We start from the raw sequence: 19,439 nt of genomic DNA, 5'->3' as shown, positions 1-19,439 counted from the left end.
TATGGCCCGTGGGGTTAACAAAGTCATTCTGGTCGGCACCTGCGGCCAGGATCCCGAAGTCCGCTACCTGCCCAACGGTAACGCCGTGACCAACCTGAGCCTGGCTACCAGCGAGCAGTGGACCGACAAGCAGTCCGGTCAGAAGGTCGAGCGTACCGAATGGCACCGTGTGTCGATGTTCGGCAAGGTCGCCGAGATCGCCGGCGAATACCTGCGCAAGGGTTCCCAGGTCTACATCGAGGGCAAGCTGCAGACCCGCGAGTGGGAAAAAGACGGCATCAAGCGCTACACCACTGAAATCATCGTCGACATGCAGGGCACCATGCAGCTGCTCGGCGGCCGCCCGCAGAACCAGCAGCAGGGCGGTGGTGACCAGTACAACCAAGGTGGTGGTAACAACTACAACCAAGGTGGCCAGCAGCAACAGTACAACCAGCAGGCGCCGCGTCAGCAGGCTCCTCGCCCACAGCAGGCCCCGCAGCGCCCAGCGCCCCAGCAGCCCGCTCCGCAGCCGGCGGCTGACTTCGACAGCTTTGATGACGATATTCCGTTCTGACGAGCCGTAGCATTGTTCTAGTCTCACAAGAAAGCCCCGCATTGCGGGGCTTTCTTGTTTCTGCACCGCCACGCAGCGGTAGACGGTCATCGCAGCTTGCCGATTCTTGACTAGGCTTATCCATTGACGGCCTTCAACAAGCCATCACCGTGAAGTCTAGAGGCGCCGACTCCACAACAGGCGCCCGAACCCTGATCAGGAGTGCACGATGGATCTCAACCGTCGGCAGTTCTTCAAGGTCGCCGCCGTCGGCCTTGGAGGCTCGAGCCTCGCGGCGTTGGGCATGGCCCCAACACCGGCGTTCGCCGAGCAGGTGCGTCACTTCAAGCTGGCGCACACCAAAGAGACGCGCAATACCTGCCCCTACTGCTCGGTCGGCTGCGGCCTGATCCTATACAGCCAGGGTGACGCAGGCAAGAACGTCAAACAGAACATCATCCACATCGAGGGCGACGCCGATCATCCGGTCAACCGCGGCACCCTGTGCCCGAAAGGCGCTGGGTTGCTGGACTTTATCCACAGCCCAAACCGCCTGAAGTATCCCGAGGTGCGCAAGCCGGGCAGTAATGAATGGACGCGGGTCAGCTGGGACGAAGCGCTCGATCGGGTGGCGGGGCTGATGAAGGCTGACCGCGACGCCAATTTCATCGAGAAGAACGCCCAGGGCCAGACCGTCAACCGCTGGCTCACCACGGGTTTTCTCGCCGCTTCCGCTGCCTCCAGCGAAGCCGGCTACCTGACCCACAAGGTCGTTCGCTCACTGGGCATGCTGGGGTTCGATAACCAAGCGCGTGTCTGACATGGCCCGACGGTGGCAAGTCTTGCCCCGACGTACGGCCGTGGCGCCATGACCAACCATTGGTCGGATATCGCCAACGCGAATCTGATCCTGGTAATGGGCGGAAACGCAGCAGAAGCCCACCCTTGTGGCTTCAAATGGGTGACCGAAGCCAAGGCGCACAACCAGGCGCGGCTGATCGTGGTCGACCCACGGTTTACCCGTACCGCCTCGGTAGCCGATTACTACGCGCCGATCCGCACCGGTAGCGATATCGCCTTCATGGGCGGGCTGATCAACTACCTGCTGAGTAACGACAAGATCCAGCACGAGTACGTGCGCAACTACACCGATGTGTCGTTCATCGTCAAAGCCAACTATGGTTTCGAGGATGGCCTGTTCAGCGGTTACGACGCCGAAAAACGGGTATACGCCGACAAGTCCGGTTGGGGCTACGAGCTCGGCGCGGATGGCTTTGCCGTGGTCGATCCGACCCTGCAGCACCCACGTTGCGTGTACCAGCTGATGAAGCAGCACTACAGCCGCTATACCCCGGAGCTGGCCAGCATGACCTGCGGCATGCCGCAGGAGGCGATGATGAAGATCTGGGAAGAGATCGCCACCTGCTCGGTGCCGGGCAAGACCATGACCATCCTCTACGCGCTCGGCTGGACTCAGCATTCGATCGGCGCGCAGATCATCCGCAGTGCGGCCATGGTGCAGTTGCTGCTGGGCAACGTCGGCATGCCCGGTGGTGGGGTCAATGCCTTGCGCGGCCACTCCAATATCCAGGGCCTGACCGACCTGGGGCTGTTGTCCAACTCGCTGCCGGGCTACCTGACGCTGGCCGGCGATGCCGAGCAGGACTACGCCGCCTTCATCGACAAACGAGCGATGAAACCGCTGCGTCCGGGGCAGTTGTCGTACTGGCAGAACTACGGCAAGTTCCACGTCAGCCTGATGAAAGCCTGGTATGGCGCCAACGCCACGCTGGAAAACAACTGGGGCTACGACTGGCTGCCCAAGCTCGACGTGGGCTCCTACGACGTGCTGCGCATGTTCGAGATGATGAGCCAGGGTAAGGTCAACGGCTACCTGTGCCAGGGCTTCAACCCGATCGCCGCGCTGCCGGACAAGAACCGCGTTACAGCCGCCTTGGCCAAGCTCAAGTGGCTGGTGATCATGGACCCGTTGGCCACCGAGACCTCGGAGTTCTGGCGCAACGCCGGGCCGTTCAACGATGTCGACACGGCCAACATCCACACCGAAGTGATCCGCCTGCCGACCACCTGCTTTGCCGAGGAAGATGGCTCGCTGGTCAACAGTAGTCGCTGGCTGCAGTGGCACTGGAAGGGCGCCGATGGCCCTGGCGAGACGCGCACGGACGTGCAGATCATGAGCGAGCTGTTCCTGCGTCTGCGTCAGCGTTACCAGAGCGAGGGCGGCGCCTATCCTGATCCGCTGCTAAACATCAGTTGGCCGTACAAGATCGCCGACGAGCCTTCGCCTGAGGAGCTGGCCAAAGAGATGAACGGCTGGGCGATCACCGATCAGACCGACGCGACCGGTACCCTGGTCAAGGCAGGCCAGCAGTTGGCCGGGTTTGGCCTGCTCAAGGATGATGGCAGCACCGCTTCTGGTTGCTGGATCTTCAGCGGTAGCTGGACCGAGCAGGGCAACCAGATGGCTCGGCGCGACAACAGTGATCCGTTCGGCATGCACCAGGCGCAAGGCTGGGCCTGGGCCTGGCCGGCCAACCGGCGGATTCTCTACAACCGCGCCTCCAGCGACCCGCAAGGCAAACCGTGGGATCCAGAGAAAAAACGCCTGGTGTGGTGGAACGGTAGTGCTTGGACTGGCACCGATGTGCCGGACTTCGCGGTGGCCTCGCCTCCAGAGGCCGGGATGAACCCGTTCATCATGAACCCCGAAGGGGTGGCGCGTTTCTTTGCCATCGACAAGATGGCCGAGGGGCCATTCCCCGAGCACTACGAACCGTTCGAGACGCCAATTGGCATCAATCCGCTGCACCCGCAAAACAAGAAGGCCACCAGCAACCCGGCCGGGCGCATCTTCGATTCGGTGTGGGACACCCTGGGTACGCATCAAGAGTTCCCGTATGCGGCGACCACCTACCGGCTGACCGAGCACTTCCACTTCTGGAGCAAGCACTGCCGGCTCAATGCCATTGCCCAGCCCGAGCAATTCGTCGAGATCGGCGAGGTGCTGGCCAATGAGAAGGGCATCAAGGCTGGCGATCGGGTGCGGGTGTCGAGCAAGCGTGGGCATATCGAGGCGGTGGCGGTGGTGACCAAGCGGATTCGTCCGCTCAAGGTCAACAACCAGACCGTGCACCAGATCGGCATCCCGTTGCACTGGGGCTTCACCGGCACCACCCGCCACGGCTACCTGACCAATACCCTGGTGCCGTTCCTCGGTGATGGCAACACCCAGACGCCGGAGTCCAAGTCGTTCCTCGTCAACGTGGAGAAAGTCTGATGGCCAGCCAAGACATCATCGCCCGCTCGGCCACCACCACCGCGCCGTCTTCGATTCGCCAGCTGGAAGAAGTCGCCAAGCTGATCGACACCACCAAGTGCATCGGCTGCAAGGCTTGCCAGGTGGCGTGTTCGGAGTGGAACGAATTGCGTGACGAGGTCGGCCACAATCACGGCACCTACGACAATCCACAAGACCTGAGCGCAGAAACCTGGACCCTGATGCGCTTCACCGAGCACGAGCGTGACGACGGCAACCTGGAGTGGCTGATCCGCAAGGATGGCTGCATGCACTGCGCCGATCCCGGCTGCCTGAAGGCCTGCCCCAGCCCGGGGGCAATCATCAAGCACGCCAATGGCATCGTCGACTTCAACCAGGACCACTGCATCGGCTGCGGCTATTGCATCACCGGCTGCCCGTTCAATATCCCGCGCATTTCGCAGAAAGACCACAAGGCCTATAAGTGCACCTTGTGCTCGGACCGCGTCAGCGTGGGCCTCGAGCCGGCCTGCGTGAAAACCTGTCCGACCGGAGCGATCGTGTTTGGCAGCAAGGATGAGATGAAGGTGCATGCCGCCGAGCGCATCGTCGACCTCAAGTCACGTGGCTTCGACAATGCTGGGTTGTACGACCCCGATGGCGTCGGTGGCACCCATGTGATGTACGTGCTGCACCACGCCGACACGCCACGGTTGTATGCCGGCTTGCCGGACCAGCCAGTGATCAGCCCGCTGGTCGGGCTGTGGAAGGGCATCAGCAAGCCGCTGGCGCTGCTGGCCATGGGCGCGGCAGTGCTGGCGGGTTTCTTCCACTACGTGCGGGTCGGCCCGCAGCGGGTCGAGGAGGATGAACATCCTGCGCCTGTGGATAACAGCGTCCACCAGGTAGACCCGGCGGTACACGTGTATGACCCGACCAAGCCCGGCGGACCAGGGGAGCAGCGGCCATGAACCAGCGTGAGCACAAACCAATCCTGCGCTACAACGCCAACGAACGGACCAACCACTGGATCGTCGCGATCCTGTTCTTCATGGCTGGGCTGTCGGGGCTGGCGCTGTTTCATCCGGCGCTGTTCTGGCTCAGTCATCTGTTCGGTGGCGGGCCGTGGACACGCATCCTGCACCCGTTCCTGGGCGTGGCGATGTTCGTGTTCTTCCTCGGCCTGGTGGTGCGCTTCTGGCGCGCTAACTTCATCACCGCCAATGACCGCCTGTGGCTGCGGCGTATCGACCGGGTGATGCTCAACAAAGAAGAAGGGGTGCCACCGATTGGCAAGTACAACGCCGGGCAGAAGCTGCTGTTCTGGACCTTGTTGCTGTGCATGCTGGTATTGCTGCTCAGTGGCGTGGTGATCTGGCGTGCGTACTTCAGCCATTTCTTCGACATTGGTGCGATTCGCCTGGCGAGCCTGGCCCATGCCTTTGCCGGTTTTGTGCTGATACTCAGCATCATCGTGCACATCTACGCCGGCATCTGGATCAAGGGCTCGGTCGGCGCCATGCTGCATGGCTGGGTCAGCCGCGCCTGGGCACGCAAGCATCATGAACTGTGGTACCGGGAGGTGACCGGCGACAAGCCGCCACCAGTGCCCGGCAGAAAAGAAGGGTGAGCGCTTGAGCACGATACTTGAACCTGGGCAGATCGAGGCGGCAGCGACCACCCCACCGTTCATCCATCTGCCCTCTGCCGATGTCTTCAGCCTGCGCGCGGCGCGCCTGGAGCAGTTGGCTGAAGGGCATGCATTGGGCGCTTACCTGCGCTTGATCGCTCGGCTGTGTCGGATTCAGCAACAGCTGCTGCTGGCTCCGCCAAGCGGCCTGCCGCTGGCCGAGGAGCGCCAGCGCCTGTGCATAAGTCATGGCCTGCCGCCGCTGGCGGCGGACAGCCTGGTGCGCGAAGGGCCTTGGCTAGTGTGGCTGCAGGCCTTGCTTGAGCGCTTCGACGAGCAGGGCAGTGGCCCGCTGGCAGATGCGTTGAAGGCGCTACGCTTGAGCGATCAGCCCAAGCTCAAAAGCTGGGGCATTGCCTTGTTGGGTGGTCAGTACGACCTGGTGCCGGCAGCGCTGGTGCCGTTCATAGGCGCGGCGCTGCAGGCGGCATGGACGTATTGGTTGCTGAACCTGCCTAGCCACGAACTCAAGCCCGCAGACAGCCTCGGCCAATGCCCGGCCTGTGGCTCGCTCGCGATGGCGGGAGTTGTGCGCAACCGCGGCCGGCATAACGGCCTGCGCTATCTGGCCTGCTCGCTGTGTGCCTGCGAATGGCATGTGGTGCGGGTCAAGTGTGTGTACTGCGACTCAAGCAAGGATCTGCGCTACAGCAGCCTGGAAGATGACCGCCATGCCCCCGGCAAGGCGCCGCTGCGGGCGGAGTGCTGTCCGGGCTGTAATGTCTATTTGAAACAGTGCTACTTGGAAAATGACGCTGTTGCTGAGCCCTTGGCCGATGATCTGGCCAGCCTGGCGCTGGACATGCGTCTGGATCAGGAAGGCTTCCAGCGGCTGGCGCCGAACCTGCTGCTGGCGCCGGGTTGAGGGGGAGTGTCTACACTGCAGGATCGGGTCGCCCCATTCGCGGGCAAGCCCGCTCCCACAGGGATCTGTGCTGACTTTGAATACATCAGGGTGCCCCAGGGCTTCTGCTGATTTTTCAATACAGCACAGGGCCTGTAGGAGCGGGCTTGCCCCGCGGTTGGGGCCAGAACAGACACCGCTCAAGCAAGGTCCCCGCATGCCTGCCAGCTTCGCCGCAAACACCCTGCGCTTACCCTCCGTTGATACGCTGTTGCGCCATCCAGCCTGTCACCCGCTGCTCGACCGCCACGGCCGCGACGCCACCCTGGCCACCTTGCGCCAACTGCTCGACGACCTGCGCGAGCCCGCCCAGCTAAGCCAGCTCAGCCCCGCCGAGCTGTCCGCTGAAGTGCTCCTCGGCCGCGCAGGCGAGCGTCTGACCATCCAGCAACAAAGCCGGGTTCGCCGCGTGTTCAACCTCACCGGCACGGTCCTGCACACCAACCTCGGCCGCGCGCTGCTACCCGAGGAGGCCATCGAGGCCATGCAAGCCGCCGCCCGCTACCCGCTCAACCTCGAATTCGACCTGGCCAGCGGCAAGCGCGGCGACCGCGACGACTTGATCGAAGGCTTGATCCGCGAGCTCACCGGCGCCGAAGCGGTCACCGTGGTCAACAACAATGCCGCCGCCGTGCTGCTGGCGCTCAACAGCCTCGGCGCGCGCAAAGAAGGGATCATTTCCCGTGGCGAGTTGATCGAAATTGGCGGCGCCTTCCGCATCCCCGACATCATGGCCCGCGCCAACGTGCGCCTGCACGAAGTCGGTACCACCAACCGCACCCACGCCCGCGACTACGAGGCGGCGATCAACCCACGCACCGGCCTGTTGATGCGCGTGCATTGCAGCAACTACAGCATCCAGGGCTTCACCACTCAGGTGCCCACCGCACAGCTGGCGCAGATTGCCCAGCAACACGGCCTGCCGCTGCTCGAAGACCTGGGCAGCGGCAGCGTGCTCGACCTGACCCGCTGGGGCCTGCCCGCCGAGCCGACCGTGCGCCAGGCCCTGGCCGATGGCGCCGATATCGTCACCTTCAGTGGCGACAAGCTGCTCGGCGGCCCGCAGGCCGGCATCATCGTCGGCCGCCAGGCGTTGATCGCCAAGATCAAGAAGAACCCGCTCAAGCGCGCCCTGCGTGTCGACAAGATCACCCTGGCAGCGCTGGAAGCGGTGCTGGCGCTGTACCGCAACCCTGATCGCCTGGCCGAACGCCTGCCCAGCCTGCGCCTGCTGACCCGTCCGCAGGCTGAAATCCATGCCCAAGCCGAGCGCCTGGCACCGGCACTGGCAGCTCAGTTAGGCGCGCAATGGATGGTAACTGTGCAAGCGTCCCTGGGCATGATCGGCAGTGGTAGCCAGCCTGTGGCGCGGCTGCCCAGCGCGGCGTTATGCCTGCGCCCACAAACCTCGAAGAAGCTCCGCGGACGCAGCCTGCATGCTCTTGAACGAGCCTTGCGCAGCTTGCCGGTGCCGGTGCTTGGACGCATCGACGACGACGCGCTGTGGCTCGACCTGCGCCAGCTGGACGACGAACAGCAATGGTTGGCGCAACTGCCTGCATTGCAAGGAGGGCCGCTGCAGTGATCGTCGGCACCGCCGGGCATATCGACCACGGCAAGACCGCGCTGCTTCAAGCCCTGACCGGCCAGGCGGGCGATCAGCGCCAGGAAGAGCGCGCCCGGGGCATGACCATCGACCTGGGCTACCGCTATGCGGCGTTGGCCGACGGTGCGCCACTGACCGGCTTCATCGATGTGCCGGGACATGAGCGATTTATCCACAACATGCTTGCCGGCGCCCAGGGCATCGACCTGGTGTTGCTGGTGGTCGCTGCCGACGATGGGGTCATGCCACAGACCCGCGAGCACCTGGCGATCATCGAACTGCTCGGCATTCCCCTGGCGCTGGTGGCAATTACCAAGTGCGACCGAGTCGAGCCACAGCGGGTGCATGAGGTACAGGCACAGGTGGCAGCGCTGCTGGCGCCGGGGCCTTATGCCCAAGCGCAGCAATTTCTCGTCTCCAGCATCAGCGGCGCAGGCATTGCTGAATTGCGCCAGGCCCTGCAAGCGGCGCAGGTAAGGGTCAGCCAACGCAGTATCCAGGGCGGTTTTCGCCTGGCGGTGGACCGGGCGTTCTCCATTGCCGGGGCCGGGATCGTGGTGACCGGCACGGCGCTGGCCGGGCGGGTCAGCGCGGGCGATACCCTGTTGCTCGGCAAGTCGGCCAAAGCGGTGCGAGTGCGTGGCCTGCATGCGCAGAATCAGCCCGCGTTGGTTGCCGAGGCTGGCCAGCGGGTGGCGTTGAACATCGCCGGCGAGCGTCTGGCCCTGGAGCAGATCCATCGCGGCGACTGGCTGGTGGCCGACTGGCTGCATGCACCGAGCGTACGGGTGGATATCGAACTTTTCCTGCTGCCGGGTGAGACGCGGCCGTTCGAGCATTTCAGCCCGGTGCATGTGCACCTCGGCACCCAGGACGTCACTGCGCGGGTGGCCTTGCTGGAGGGCGAGCAGCTACGGCCTGGGCAGCGCATGTTCGCCCAGTTACAGCTCAATGCGCCGTTGCAGGCGGTGCAGGGTGATCGTCTGGTACTGCGCGACCAGCGTGCGCAGCGGACTCTTGGCGGGGGCCGCGTGCTCGATCCTTTCGCGCCGAGCCGGCAGCGGCGCAGTGAGCTGCGCCTGCGTCAACTGGCGGTGTTGCGCGACGCCGAGGACGTGGAGCAAGCCTTGCCGGCACTGCTCGATGCAGCGCCCGCAGGCCTCGATCCGCAGCGGCTGGAACGCCAGTTCAATCGTCGACGTGACAGCTGGTGCTTGCCTGAGGCGGTGCAGGTGATCGCTACCCGGCAAGGGCCACTGCTGTTCGCCAAGGCCCAGTGGCAAGCATTGAAACAGCACGTGCGGGAGCAGTTGGCGCGGTTTCATGAGCAAGAGCCCGATCAACTGGGCCCCGACCGGGATCGCCTGCGCCGTTTCGTCGCCTTGCCGTTGGAGCGAGCGGCCTTCGTCAGTCTGCTCGAAGAGTTGTTGAGCGAGGGTGCCATCGCCAGCAGTGGGCCGTGGCTGCACTTGCCGGATCACCAAGTGCAACTGAGCGCGGCGGATGCGGCGTTGTGGGCGCAACTAGAGCCGCTGATGCTCAACGGTGAGTTCGATCCGCCCTGGGTCAGGACGCTCGCGCAAGCCGAGCAGCGCGAAGAGGCCGAGGTGCGCTTGCTATTGCGCAAGCTGGCGAGGTTGGGCCTGGTACATCAGGTGGTGCGCGATCTGTTCTATCCTCAGGCGACGCTGCGGCGCATGGCCGACCTGCTGTTGCAGCATTCGGCGGGGAATCCTATCGTGCAGGTGGCAGCGTTTCGCGACAGGTTGGGTATTGGTCGCAAGCGCAGTGTGCAGATACTGGAATATTTCGATCGGATTGGCCTGACCCGCCGGGTTGGCGATCAGCGCCAGATTCGCCTCGATAGCGGGTTGGCCCAGCAGCAGAACGGGCACTGAGTTCATGGAAGGCAATCGCGCCCGGTGGCGCGGCCGGGCTTCAAACCCGGTTGGGGGCGGCAGCCGTTCCCGGGCAGGTTCGACTCCCGCTGCCTTCCGCCATTTCAATTTTCCGCAGAGATTGGTGCGGGTTTGCCCGGGCCCACAGTGGCGTTGGCAAAGGCGCTATCGCGGGGCAAGCCCGCTCCCACGATAGGTTAGTACCACTTCACGAGCTCAAGCCCGCTCGCCGCACAGGTCCAGGGCAAACCAGTGCTCCGCCGCCTGCACATCCAAGCCGGCCCCGAGCAGCCCGAACAACTTGCCCAGCGCTGCCTCTCGGGTCATGCCGCCACCGCTGACCAAGCCGGTATCACGCAGCCGGCTTCCGGCTGCATAGGTATCGAACACCACCGAGCCGATCGGACACTGGCTGATTGCAACGATCATCACTCCGCCCTGACGTGCGTCATGCAGCGCATCGAGCAACGCCTGATCATCCGAAGGCCCAGTGCCGCTGCCATAGCACTCCAGCACCAGCCCCTGCACGCCGCTGTCGAGCAGCCCACGCAGATGCTCGGCCTGCAACCCCGGAAACACCGGCAGCACGGCCAGCTTCACCGGCTGGCGCGGCTGGCGATAATCCAGCACCGCCGGAGTCGCCTCGGCCCGCTCGCCATCACGATGACGGGGCAGGGCGGCAAACGCATCGAACGCCTCGCTGCGCAGCTTGGAGGCGCGGCAGCCATGGAGCAGCTGACCGTGGAAGTACAGCTGCACACCCTCTTCCAGACCGCTTTCAAACAGGCGCAGCGCGCCGATCAGGTTGTCCCAGGCATCGCTGTCGGGGGCGCCTGCGGGCAACATCGAGCCGGTCAGTAGCACCGGCGTGGGCAGGCCAAGCAACAAAAACGACAGCGCCGCAGCGCTATAGGCCAGGGTGTCGGTGCCATGCAGCACCAGCACGCCGTCATGGCCATTGCGCTCCACCGCTTCGACGATGGCGTCGCGCATCGCCAGCCAGTTGGCTTGCTGCATGTTGGCGCTGTCGAGCAGCGGGTTCATTTCACGCAGGGTCCACTGCAACTGCGGCGCATCGCTGCGCTGGGCCAGGTGCTCACGCATCCGCGCCTCGAAACCACCAGCCGGGGCCAGGCCCTCGGCGGTCTCGAGCATGCCGATGGTGCCACCGGTGTAGAGGACCAGAAGATTCTTGACTGCACGCATGGGAGCATTCCGTAGCGGTGAGCTGGGCAGGGGCAGCCGCCCGCGAACGGGGCGGCTGGCAGGGGAGGATATCAGTGCTGAGTCTGCGCTTGGCCTACTGCGTTGTCAGCGGTTGTTTCAGCCTGGCCGGGTACAGGCCAGGCGGCGCGATCCAGGTCCAGATCGGGGAACTTGCTGGAGTCGAACACCGGCTGCTTGATCCCGGCCTTGCGCTGGGCGTCGTAGTCGCGCATCACCCGCAGGCCGATCTTGAACAGCAGGGCCAGGGCGATCAGGTTGACGAAGGCCAGGCAGGTCATGGTGATATCGGCGAAGGCGAATACGGTCGACAAGTCCTGCATCGAGCCCCACACCACCAACGCCAGAACCAGGCCGCGGAAGCCCAGCAGCACAACGCGATTGCGGCTGAGGAACTGCAGGCTGTTCTCACCCAGGTAGTAGTTGTAGAGGATGCAGGTGAAGACGAACAGCGACAGCGCGACGCTGACGAACAGGCGGCCCCAGTCACCGACCACGGCGGCCAGCGAGTTCTGGGTCAGGACGATGCCGTCACCCTCGAAACCCGGGGTGTAGAAGCCCGACAGCAGGATCAGCAGTGCGGTGCAGGTGCAGATCACGAAGGTGTCGAGGAACACGCTGAAGGCCTGGACCACGCCTTGCGCGCCTGGGTGCTTCACGGCAGCGACGGCCGCCACGTTAGGGGCGCTGCCCAAGCCCGCTTCGTTGGCGAATACGCCACGCTTCACGCCCATGACGATTGCGCTGCCGAGCAGGCCGGCAAACGCAGGATCAAGGCCGAAGGCGCTCTTGAAGATGGTTTCCAGCATGGCCGGCACGTGTTCGATCTGGGTGCCGATCACGTACAGGGTTACGCCGATGTAGGCCAGGGTCTTGATCGGTACCAGCAAGTCCGACACTGCGGCGATGCGCTTGATGCCGCCGATGAAGGTCAGGGCCAGCAGCACGGCGAGGACGATACCGGTGTGTTTCGGATCGAAGGCAAAGGCGTTCTGCAGCGAATGGGTCACGGTGTACGACTGCAGGCCGATGAAGGCGAAGCCGTAGGTGACCAGCAGCAGGATCGAAAACACGATGGCCATGTTCTTGCGCTTCAGGCCATGCAGGATGTAGTACGCCGGGCCGCCGCGGTACAGGCCATCGCCATCGGCGCGCTTGTAGACCTGGGCCAGGGTGCACTCGAAGAAGCTGCTGGACATGCCCACCAGAGCGGTCACCCACATCCAGAACACCGCACCGGGTCCGCCGAGGGTCACTGCGATGCCGACACCGGCGATGTTACCGGCGCCAACGCGACCGGCGAGGCTCAGCATCAGCGCCTGGAACGAGCTCAGTTGCCCAGCCTGGCCGCGCAGGGATTCCTTGAACACACCGAACATGTGGCCGAAGTGGCGGAATTGGACGAACCGCGAACGGATGGTGAAGTAGCTACCGAGCCCGACGATCAGGACGATGAGCAGTTTCCCGGACAGGAAATCGTTAAGTGCTTCGAGCATTGGCAAATGACCTCGATTCTTATTCTTCGCGTGGAAAGACACGGGCGGCAACGACGCACCGCTTTTCGTTGGGGCGCATGGTTGGCCATGACAAGAGTGGTTACAATTTCGCGGGTTGCTCTGACTTGATGCGACTTGATGCTAGACTTGCATCACTCGCATCAGCTGGAACTCGATTCATGAGCGATCATTTCGCTAACAACCTCAAATTGGCCTGCAGCCACTACCGCTCTATTTCGGAGGTTTGCCGGCAGCTGTCGATCAACCGCGCGCAGTTCAACAAGTACCTGAGTGGGCAGAGCCGTCCGACGGCTTACAACCTCAAGCGCATTGGCGATTTCTTCGGGGTTGAGGATTACGAGCTGAATTTGCCCCCCGAGCAGTTCGCCCGGCTGATCGGCGCGCGCATTCCGTCGGAGCACAGCGGCCAGCACGACCCGATCAGCGAGCTGTTCAAACCGCTGCATGAGCATGCCGGCAACCTGTCGCGGTACTGCGGCTATTACTTCGAATACTCCAACTGCATGTCGGTGCCGGGCTCGATCCTGGTTTCGCTGGTGCACCTGCGTGAAGAGCGCGGCAGCTTCTTGTTCGAGCGCCAGGAGCGCCAAGAGCGCAGCAGTGCCACTGACGTGCACGCCGAAGTACGCTGCCGCTACCTGGGGGCGGCGTTTCAACTACAGGACCGGGTGTTTCTCATCGACTACGAGTCGCTGACCCTCAACGAGATGAGCCAGACCATCCTCATCCCCAGCTTCAAGAGCCGCATCACCCGCCTCAATGGGCTCAAGACCGGGGTTTCCAGTGGCGACCGACGTAACCCCGCCTGTACCCGGGTGGTATGGGAGTTCCTCGGCGAGGAGATCAACCGCATCAACGCCTATCGCCAGGTCAAACTGTATCGCCCGGATGACCCACGGATCGATGACGACGTACGCGAGCGGCTTAGCGTCGGGCCGTTGAGCAATGGCTTGTTCGAGATCGAGTGAGCGTGCTCAATCGCGGATGAACGCCGCCACCACTTCGGCGACTTGATCGGCCACCTGCGGCGCATCGCGCAGATGCGCGGCGATGCCATGGTCGCAGTCGGTCAGTAGCAGACACTCCACGTGCGGCGCCGGCACCGAGCGCACCAGCGCGTGGGTGACTTCTTCCGGGATCGGGCTGTAGCGCTGCACCCCAGACAACCAGCGGGTGCCTGCCGACGTGCCTGGGCCTTGGCCGAAGGCCTTGGAGTTGAGCCCATCGTACTCACCGATCACCAGCAGTACCCGGCCCTGGAACTGGCGCAGGAACCCATAGCTGTCGCAATCGAGGAAGGCGTAGGGCTGGCGGATCGCGGCGCTGAACGCCGGGCCGAAGGGCGCCTGGTGTGCGGCGTCCGGATACACCGCAGGACAGATCAGCACCAGTTTGCGCACCGCGGGTAGCTGCGCCGCCATCTTCAGGGCAATCGCCCCGCCCAGGCTGTGGCCAATCAAGGTGTCGCACTGCTCGGCGATATGCCGATGAAAGCGCAACGCCTCGGCCAGGTTGATGGCCAGCGAAGGTGCCAGGGCGCCTGGTTCGCTGGCCCGGCTATGGCCGGACAGATTGCCGGTCAGCGAGCCGATACCCTGCTGCTGCAAGCGGTACAGCAGCGGATTGAGCCGGGTGAAGTCCGAGCGGGCACCCCCGACCACAAAAACTGACGGTGCCTGTTCGGCATCCGCGAGCAGCATTCGCGCCTGCTGGCGGTAGCTGTCGAATGCCTCTTCGATGAACCGTTCCGCACCGGGGGCAGGCTCGTCGTATTGCCAGCAAGCGCGTTGTTCAGCGGTGGCTGTGAGATCCATCCCTCTCTCCTACAGGTTTCAGCCGCGTACCAGCAGCGGATCTTCGTTGATTACCAGCGGTTTGGCGAACGCAGAATAGCCGAACAGCCGTACTAACAGACGGCGGCCGTCTTGTAGCGTGTTGCGCCCGTGCAGTGCGCGGCTGTTATTGACCAACAGGGCAGTATCGGCATGCAGCACGAAGGGAATTGGCAAGGCTTCGCTGACCAGCGTTTGAAGCGCCTCGAAAGCCTGCGCCGCCGCCTTGCTGGCGTACTTACTGAGGCTAAAGCGGCTAGCGTTGTAGCGCATGGCGAAGCCACCATCTGGGTCGAACTGCAGCAAGGAGGTGGCAGCCCTGGCTTCAACGTCCTGCTGCGTCTGCCCGTGGTGGCGGGTTTTTAGCTCGAAAGATGCCGATGTCAGCGCCAGGGTGTGCACGCTGCTTAGCTGTTCGATGATGCCGCGTAGCGGAATGATGTGGGTGGGTTCATCGGCGGGGTTCCAGCGGGCGGTAATAATCAGCGCGGAGGGCGCCGGGGAGCTTCCCTGGCAGGCGACTACCGAACACTGATAGGGCGCGTCGGTATGCGGGTCGAGGGATACGCCTGTGTGGGCAGCCGCGCGGGGTGCTGGGCCGGTGCCCTTATGGCGCGAAGGGACGTTGGCCTGGCCAGTGAAGTTGCCGATCAGCCTGACCTGCTTGCCGTCATTGTCGCTGTCGAAGGCAAACGCCCGATAGCGCACCATCTCCAGCAACAGTTGGTTGCGCGAAGCCAGGTACAGGCAGCGGGTGCTGCGTTCCAGGGTGGATAATTCAGGGAGCCTGGACGGCAGCGGATCGCTAAAAGGGCAGGGCATCTGCGAGTACATCAACGCTGCCAGCCTGCCTTGGGCAAAGCGCTTGAGTACGTTGCGCTGGCTGGGATGAAGCTGGCGTTCCAGGCGCTGTGCCCATGTGCGGGCGAGCTGGGCCACGCCGGGGGTTTGCGGTCCGCCCAGATTAGCGAGGGCTTGGCAGGCTGCGACCAAGGCCTGGGCTTGCGTGGGCTCAAAGCTTAGGTAGGCGAATTCCGAATCCTGCATGTGCAAACATTCCTTGTTACTACTGTTTTTCGGTAATCCCGCCTGTCGAGCATCAGGCAGGCTGCCTAAATACCGTCAAGGGAGAGAACTAACTATTGGGCGCTGGAAATGCTTGGCGCGGTAGTCAGCTCATTCCGCTGGGGCTATAGGGCGTTTCCTACGGTGCAAAGTGGCAAGTCCAGGGGCTTGAGTCGGCAGGGGCGATTGCGCAGTTACCGCGCTCAAGTTGGACTTCCCCTGCTGGAAACCGCAAAATGCTTTCTTTCCTTTTATCGACCTGAGCGGACCTTTAGACCCTATGCGTATGCGCCTGATGCTGTTGGGTGGTGGCAATGCCCTCGGGCAAGCGCTGATTCGTCTCGGGGCCGAGGAGGACATCGGATTCCTGGCGCCGCGCCCGCCGGAAAAAGGCTGGGATCCGGCCAGCCTGACCCTGCTGCTGGATGAACATCGCCCCGATGTGGTGATCAACCTCGCCTATTACTTCGACTGGTTCCAGGCCGAGTCGGTCAGCGAACAGCGGCTTACCCAGCAAGAACGCGCGGTGGAGCGCCTGGCCGAGCTGTGCCAGCACCACGAGATGATCCTCGTCCAGCCTTCCAGCTATCGCGTGTTCGATGGCTCGCGGGCCACCGCCTACAGCGAAAAAGACGAGCCGGTGCCGCTGGGCACCCGTGGCCAGGCGCTGTGGCGCATCGAGCAGAGCGTGCGGGCGACCTGCCCGCAGCATGTGCTGCTGCGCTTCGGTTGGGTGCTGGACGAGAGCATCGACGGGGCCTTGGGCCGCTTCCTGACCCGCGCCGAGCAACCGCAGGAGTTGCTCCTGGCGGACGATCGCCGTGGCAATCCTACCCCGGTGGACGATGCTGCGCGGGTCATCCTCTCGGTGATCAAGCAGCTCGACTGCGATGCGCCGCTGTGGGGCACCTATCACTACGCTGGCAACGAAGCGACCACGCCGCTGGCGCTGGGGCAGGCTATCCTCAGTGAGGCGCAGCAGTGGCACAAGCTGGCCGTGCAGGCGCCGACCGCGCAGGCCCACGCGGCCCGCCCGGATGCCAGCGAAGAGCCGCAGAATGCGGTGCTGGCCTGCAAGAAAATCCTCCATACCTTTGGTATCAAGCCACGCGCCTGGCGCGCCGGCTTGCCGCCCCTACTGGACCGTTTCTACCGACATGGCTGATGCTCCCATCCTGATCACCGGCGGTGCCGGCTTCATCGGCTCGCACTTGTGCGATGCATTGCTGGATAAAGGCTACGCCGTGCGCATTGTCGACGATCTCTCCACTGGCAAGCGCGCCAACCTACGCCTGGATCATCCCAAGCTTGAACTGATCGAAGGTGATGTGGCCGACGCTGCACTGGTTGCCCGCGCGGCCAGCGGTTGCCGTGCAGTGGTGCACCTGGCCGCCGTGGCTTCGGTGCAGGCCTCGGTCGACGACCCAGTAAAAACTCATCAGAGCAACTTCATCGGCACGCTGAACGTCTGCGAAGCGATGCGTCTGAATGGCGTGCGCCGGGTGCTGTTCGCCTCCAGCGCGGCGGTGTATGGCAACAATGGCGAAGGGCAGTCGATTGTCGAGGATACGCCCAAGGCACCGTTGACGCCCTACGCTGTGGATAAGTTGGCCAGCGAGCAATACCTGGACTTCTACCGTCGCCAGCATGGCCTGGAGCCGGTGGTGTTTCGCTTCTTCAATATCTTCGGGCCACGCCAGGATCCATCCTCGCCTTACTCGGGGGTGATCAGCATCTTCAGTGAGCGTGCCACTCAAGGTAAGCCGATTACCGTGTTCGGCGATGGCGAGCAGACTCGCGATTTTCTCTATGTCGGCGATCTGGTCCAGGTGATGGTCCAGGCGCTGGAGCAGGAGCAGGTCGAGGAGGGCGCGGTGAACATCGGCCTGAACCAGGCGACTTCGCTGAACCAGTTGTTGGCGGCGCTCAAGCAGGTGGTGGGCAGCTTGCCTGAAGTCAGTTACGGCGCGGCGCGTTCGGGTGATATCCGCCATTCGCGGGCGGATAACCAGCGGTTGTTGGCGCGGTTCGCGTTTCCTGAGCCGACGCCAATCGTTGTCGGGTTGGCGCGGTTGTTGGGTAAAGGCTGAGATTTCAGGGCCGCCGAGCGGCCCCAAAACCTAATGCCGCACCGTACGCCTCAGACAATCCTCAGGCGCAAGTGCCCGCCCATCCTTAGCCCGCACCTGTAACACCTCTACCGGCTGCCCCTGAGCGCTGTCCAACAATTGCGATCGCACTTCCCCCGCCTCGAACAGAAACCGCTCCCCCCACTGGCGCATTCCAACCACGATCGGAAACACCGAGCGGCCTTTCTCGGTCAGTACGTATTCCTTGTAGGCACTGCCATCCGAGGCCGGTTGCAACTGCAGCAATCCACTCTCCAGCAACAGTTTCAACCGTGAGGCGAGGATGTTCTTCGCCAGACCCAGGTTTTTCTGAAACTCACTGAAGCGCCGCAGGCCGTCGAAAGCATCGCGCAGAATCATCAGCGCCCATCGATCACCAATCACCTCGAGGGCTCGGGCCACCGGGCATTGTTTATTTTGTGGGTCGAGCATGAGCCAAGCCTTCTCTTCAGTTCTGGTTGCAGATTAAAACCAGGTTTGCTAGAAAGCCAGCATGTGGTTTCATTTTGAAACCAGATTGGCAAGGTAGTGCACATGTCTTCGATCCAGTCTACGACCGTCGGCCAAATCCCGCTGAGCCGCTCCCTGACGCTATTGCTCGCCGCGACCTGCGCCTTGGCTGTGGCCTCGGTGTATTTCTCTCAACCATTGCTGGAGTCGATGGCTGTCAGCCTAGGCGTAGCGACAGCCCGGATCGGACTGGTGGTGGGGGCGACCCAGGCCGGTTATGCGCTGGGGCTGCTGCTGGTGGTTCCGCTGGGCGATCTGTTCGACCGCAAGCGCCTGATTCTTTCGCAGTTGCTGCTCTCGGCGTTGGCCCTGCTGGCTGTTGGCATGGCGATGGACTGGGCGCTGCTGCTGATAGCCATGAGCATGCTCGGCCTGATGGCGGTGCTGGTGCAGGTGGTCGTGGCCCATGCCGCGACCTTGGCCACCCCCGCCGAGCAGGGACGGGCCGTGGGTACGGTCACCAGTGGCGTGGTGCTGGGGATTTTGCTAGCGCGCCTGGTTGCAGGTGTGACGGCCGATCTGGCCGGTTGGCGCAGCGTATATTTCGCCGCTGCCGGGTTGACTGTGCTGATGGCCTGCCTGCTCTGGCAAACGCTGCCTAGCGCCAAGCCGGTGACAGCGTCAGTGAGTTACTTGCAGTTGTTGGCTTCGGTGCTGCGCATGTATCGACACGACCGCCTGTTGCGTCAGCGCGGTGCGTTCGCGCTGTTGATATTCGCCGCATTCAGCGTGATGTGGAGTGCCATGGTATTGCCGCTCAGTGCTGCACCACTGGCGTTGACCCATACCCAGATCGGTCTGTTCGGCCTGGCGGGAATTGCCGGGGCACTGGCCGCATCGGGCGCTGGACGTTTGGCCGATCAAGGCCACGGTCAGCGCACCACGGGGCTGGCCCTGGCGCTGTTGACGCTGGCGTGGATCCCCAGTGGATTGCTCGAACACTCGTTGCTGGCGCTGGTGTTGGGCGTGCTGCTGCTGGATTTCGCCGTGCAGGCGGTGCATGTCACTAACCAGACGCTGCTGTTGACTGGGCGGGGAGAGATGGCCAGCCGTTTGATCGGCGCCTACATGTGCTGCTACTCGGTAGGCAGTGGCCTGGGCGCAGTGGCGGCAAGTTGGGTGTATGCCCGCTGGGGTTGGCTTGCGGTGTGTGGACTGGGGGCGGGGTTCAGTGCACTGGCTTGGGGTTATTGGCTGTATCTGCGCCTACGCGGGGAGTAGAACGACACATGGCGGCCGCAGCCGCCATGTG

Annotated in this window: 16 protein-coding genes and 1 tRNA gene; 12 read left to right on the top strand and 5 right to left on the bottom strand. The window is 63.4% G+C overall.

The window, feature by feature from the left end; translation table 11 throughout:
- The first annotated feature begins 1 nt into the window (after position 1).
- The 8 genes from ACF8K2_RS18010 (at position 2) to ACF8K2_RS17975 (ending at position 10,012) form a co-directional block, all read left to right on the top strand.
- A complete protein-coding gene (locus ACF8K2_RS18010) occupies positions 2-556 on the top strand; it encodes a single-stranded DNA-binding protein (protein ID WP_186557319.1) in 555 nt (184 codons plus the stop codon).
- A 208-nt stretch (positions 557-764) separates the two neighbouring features.
- Positions 765-3,833: a formate dehydrogenase-N subunit alpha gene (fdnG, locus tag ACF8K2_RS18005; protein ID WP_392466550.1), complete on the top strand. Its 3,069-nt coding sequence runs from the start codon at positions 765-767 to the stop codon at positions 3,831-3,833.
- Positions 3,833-4,783: a formate dehydrogenase subunit beta gene (fdxH, locus tag ACF8K2_RS18000; protein ID WP_392466546.1), complete on the top strand. Its 951-nt coding sequence runs from the start codon at positions 3,833-3,835 to the stop codon at positions 4,781-4,783. Before fdnG ends, fdxH begins: the two co-directional genes overlap by 1 nt.
- Positions 4,780-5,442 carry a formate dehydrogenase subunit gamma gene (locus ACF8K2_RS17995; protein ID WP_186557322.1) on the top strand — a complete coding sequence of 221 codons (663 nt, stop codon included), beginning with the start codon at positions 4,780-4,782 and terminating at the stop codon, positions 5,440-5,442. The genes fdxH and ACF8K2_RS17995 overlap by 4 nt, the downstream gene beginning before the upstream one ends.
- Before the next feature lie 4 nt (positions 5,443-5,446).
- Positions 5,447-6,367: a formate dehydrogenase accessory protein FdhE gene (gene fdhE / locus ACF8K2_RS17990; protein ID WP_392466543.1), complete on the top strand. Its 921-nt coding sequence runs from the start codon at positions 5,447-5,449 to the stop codon at positions 6,365-6,367.
- Between the two features lie 196 nt (positions 6,368-6,563).
- Positions 6,564-7,991, top strand: coding sequence for an L-seryl-tRNA(Sec) selenium transferase (selA, locus tag ACF8K2_RS17985; RefSeq protein ID WP_186557324.1), 1,428 nt, complete (start codon positions 6,564-6,566; stop codon positions 7,989-7,991).
- The gene (gene selB, locus ACF8K2_RS17980) at positions 7,988-9,910 is read left to right on the top strand and encodes a selenocysteine-specific translation elongation factor (protein ID WP_392466540.1); all 1,923 of its coding nucleotides are present in this window, start codon (positions 7,988-7,990) and stop codon (positions 9,908-9,910) included. The genes selA and selB overlap by 4 nt, the downstream gene beginning before the upstream one ends.
- A gap of 6 nt (positions 9,911-9,916) precedes the next feature.
- Positions 9,917-10,012 (top strand) — tRNA-Sec (locus ACF8K2_RS17975).
- Between the two features lie 114 nt (positions 10,013-10,126).
- On the opposite strand, the gene ACF8K2_RS17970 is transcribed toward ACF8K2_RS17975, so the two are convergent.
- On the bottom strand, positions 10,127-11,116 hold the full coding sequence (locus ACF8K2_RS17970; protein WP_186557326.1) for an asparaginase: 990 nt from the start codon (positions 11,114-11,116) through the stop codon (positions 10,127-10,129).
- A gap of 71 nt (positions 11,117-11,187) precedes the next feature.
- On the bottom strand, positions 11,188-12,630 hold the full coding sequence (locus ACF8K2_RS17965) for an alanine/glycine:cation symporter family protein (RefSeq protein ID WP_392466537.1): 1,443 nt from the start codon (positions 12,628-12,630) through the stop codon (positions 11,188-11,190).
- Between the two features lie 179 nt (positions 12,631-12,809).
- Between ACF8K2_RS17965 and ACF8K2_RS17960 the strand changes: the two genes are divergently transcribed.
- A complete protein-coding gene (locus ACF8K2_RS17960) occupies positions 12,810-13,619 on the top strand; it encodes a helix-turn-helix transcriptional regulator (protein WP_186557328.1) in 810 nt (269 codons plus the stop codon).
- Between the two features lie 6 nt (positions 13,620-13,625).
- Here ACF8K2_RS17960 and ACF8K2_RS17955 read toward each other — a convergent pair whose 3' ends face one another.
- The gene (locus tag ACF8K2_RS17955) at positions 13,626-14,465 is read right to left on the bottom strand and encodes an alpha/beta hydrolase (RefSeq protein ID WP_186557329.1); all 840 of its coding nucleotides are present in this window, start codon (positions 14,463-14,465) and stop codon (positions 13,626-13,628) included.
- Between the two features lie 18 nt (positions 14,466-14,483).
- Positions 14,484-15,530, bottom strand: coding sequence for a hypothetical protein (locus tag ACF8K2_RS17950; protein ID WP_392466534.1), 1,047 nt, complete (start codon positions 15,528-15,530; stop codon positions 14,484-14,486).
- Positions 15,531-15,828: 298 nt separating this feature from the next.
- Here ACF8K2_RS17950 and ACF8K2_RS17945 point away from each other — a divergent pair, with 298 nt between their 5' ends.
- Entirely contained in the window at positions 15,829-16,713 is an 885-nt protein-coding gene (locus tag ACF8K2_RS17945; protein WP_392466531.1) for a sugar nucleotide-binding protein, read from the top strand.
- On the top strand, positions 16,706-17,638 hold the full coding sequence (locus ACF8K2_RS17940; RefSeq protein ID WP_392466529.1) for an NAD-dependent epimerase/dehydratase family protein: 933 nt from the start codon (positions 16,706-16,708) through the stop codon (positions 17,636-17,638). The genes ACF8K2_RS17945 and ACF8K2_RS17940 overlap by 8 nt, the downstream gene beginning before the upstream one ends.
- Before the next feature lie 30 nt (positions 17,639-17,668).
- Here the strand turns inward: ACF8K2_RS17940 and ACF8K2_RS17935 are convergent, their stop codons facing one another.
- Positions 17,669-18,109, bottom strand: a complete 441-nt coding sequence (locus ACF8K2_RS17935) for a helix-turn-helix domain-containing protein (protein ID WP_264236577.1) — start codon at positions 18,107-18,109, stop codon at positions 17,669-17,671.
- 102 nt (positions 18,110-18,211) lie between these two features.
- On the opposite strand from ACF8K2_RS17935, the gene ACF8K2_RS17930 reads away from it, so the two are divergent.
- Positions 18,212-19,408, top strand: a complete 1,197-nt coding sequence (locus ACF8K2_RS17930; RefSeq protein WP_392466526.1) for an MFS transporter — start codon at positions 18,212-18,214, stop codon at positions 19,406-19,408.
- Positions 19,409-19,439: the final 31 nt, after the last annotated feature.

Source organism: Pseudomonas sp. xss_2 (assembly GCF_043104195.1).
Classification (GTDB): domain Bacteria; phylum Pseudomonadota; class Gammaproteobacteria; order Pseudomonadales; family Pseudomonadaceae; genus Aquipseudomonas; species Aquipseudomonas urmiensis.
This window is presented reverse-complemented; position numbering and strand designations above follow the sequence as displayed.

Excerpts from the sequence above, each read along its gene's own strand:
- ACF8K2_RS18010 (WP_186557319.1), top strand. The coding sequence starts at position 2 with ATGGCCCGTGGGGTTAACAAAGTCATTCTGGTCGGCACCTGCGGCCAG.
- fdxH (WP_392466546.1), top strand. The coding sequence starts at position 3,833 with ATGGCCAGCCAAGACATCATCGCCCGCTCGGCCACCACCACCGCGCCG.
- ACF8K2_RS17995 (WP_186557322.1), top strand. The coding sequence starts at position 4,780 with ATGAACCAGCGTGAGCACAAACCAATCCTGCGCTACAACGCCAACGAA.
- selA (WP_186557324.1), top strand. The coding sequence starts at position 6,564 with ATGCCTGCCAGCTTCGCCGCAAACACCCTGCGCTTACCCTCCGTTGAT.
- ACF8K2_RS17970 (WP_186557326.1), bottom strand. The coding sequence starts at position 11,116 with ATGCGTGCAGTCAAGAATCTTCTGGTCCTCTACACCGGTGGCACCATC.
- ACF8K2_RS17965 (WP_392466537.1), bottom strand. The coding sequence starts at position 12,630 with ATGCTCGAAGCACTTAACGATTTCCTGTCCGGGAAACTGCTCATCGTC.
- ACF8K2_RS17960 (WP_186557328.1), top strand. The coding sequence starts at position 12,810 with ATGAGCGATCATTTCGCTAACAACCTCAAATTGGCCTGCAGCCACTAC.
- ACF8K2_RS17955 (WP_186557329.1), bottom strand. The coding sequence starts at position 14,465 with ATGGATCTCACAGCCACCGCTGAACAACGCGCTTGCTGGCAATACGAC.
- ACF8K2_RS17950 (WP_392466534.1), bottom strand. The coding sequence starts at position 15,530 with ATGCAGGATTCGGAATTCGCCTACCTAAGCTTTGAGCCCACGCAAGCC.
- ACF8K2_RS17945 (WP_392466531.1), top strand. The coding sequence starts at position 15,829 with ATGCGTATGCGCCTGATGCTGTTGGGTGGTGGCAATGCCCTCGGGCAA.
- ACF8K2_RS17940 (WP_392466529.1), top strand. The coding sequence starts at position 16,706 with ATGGCTGATGCTCCCATCCTGATCACCGGCGGTGCCGGCTTCATCGGC.
- ACF8K2_RS17935 (WP_264236577.1), bottom strand. The coding sequence starts at position 18,109 with ATGCTCGACCCACAAAATAAACAATGCCCGGTGGCCCGAGCCCTCGAG.
- ACF8K2_RS17930 (WP_392466526.1), top strand. The coding sequence starts at position 18,212 with ATGTCTTCGATCCAGTCTACGACCGTCGGCCAAATCCCGCTGAGCCGC.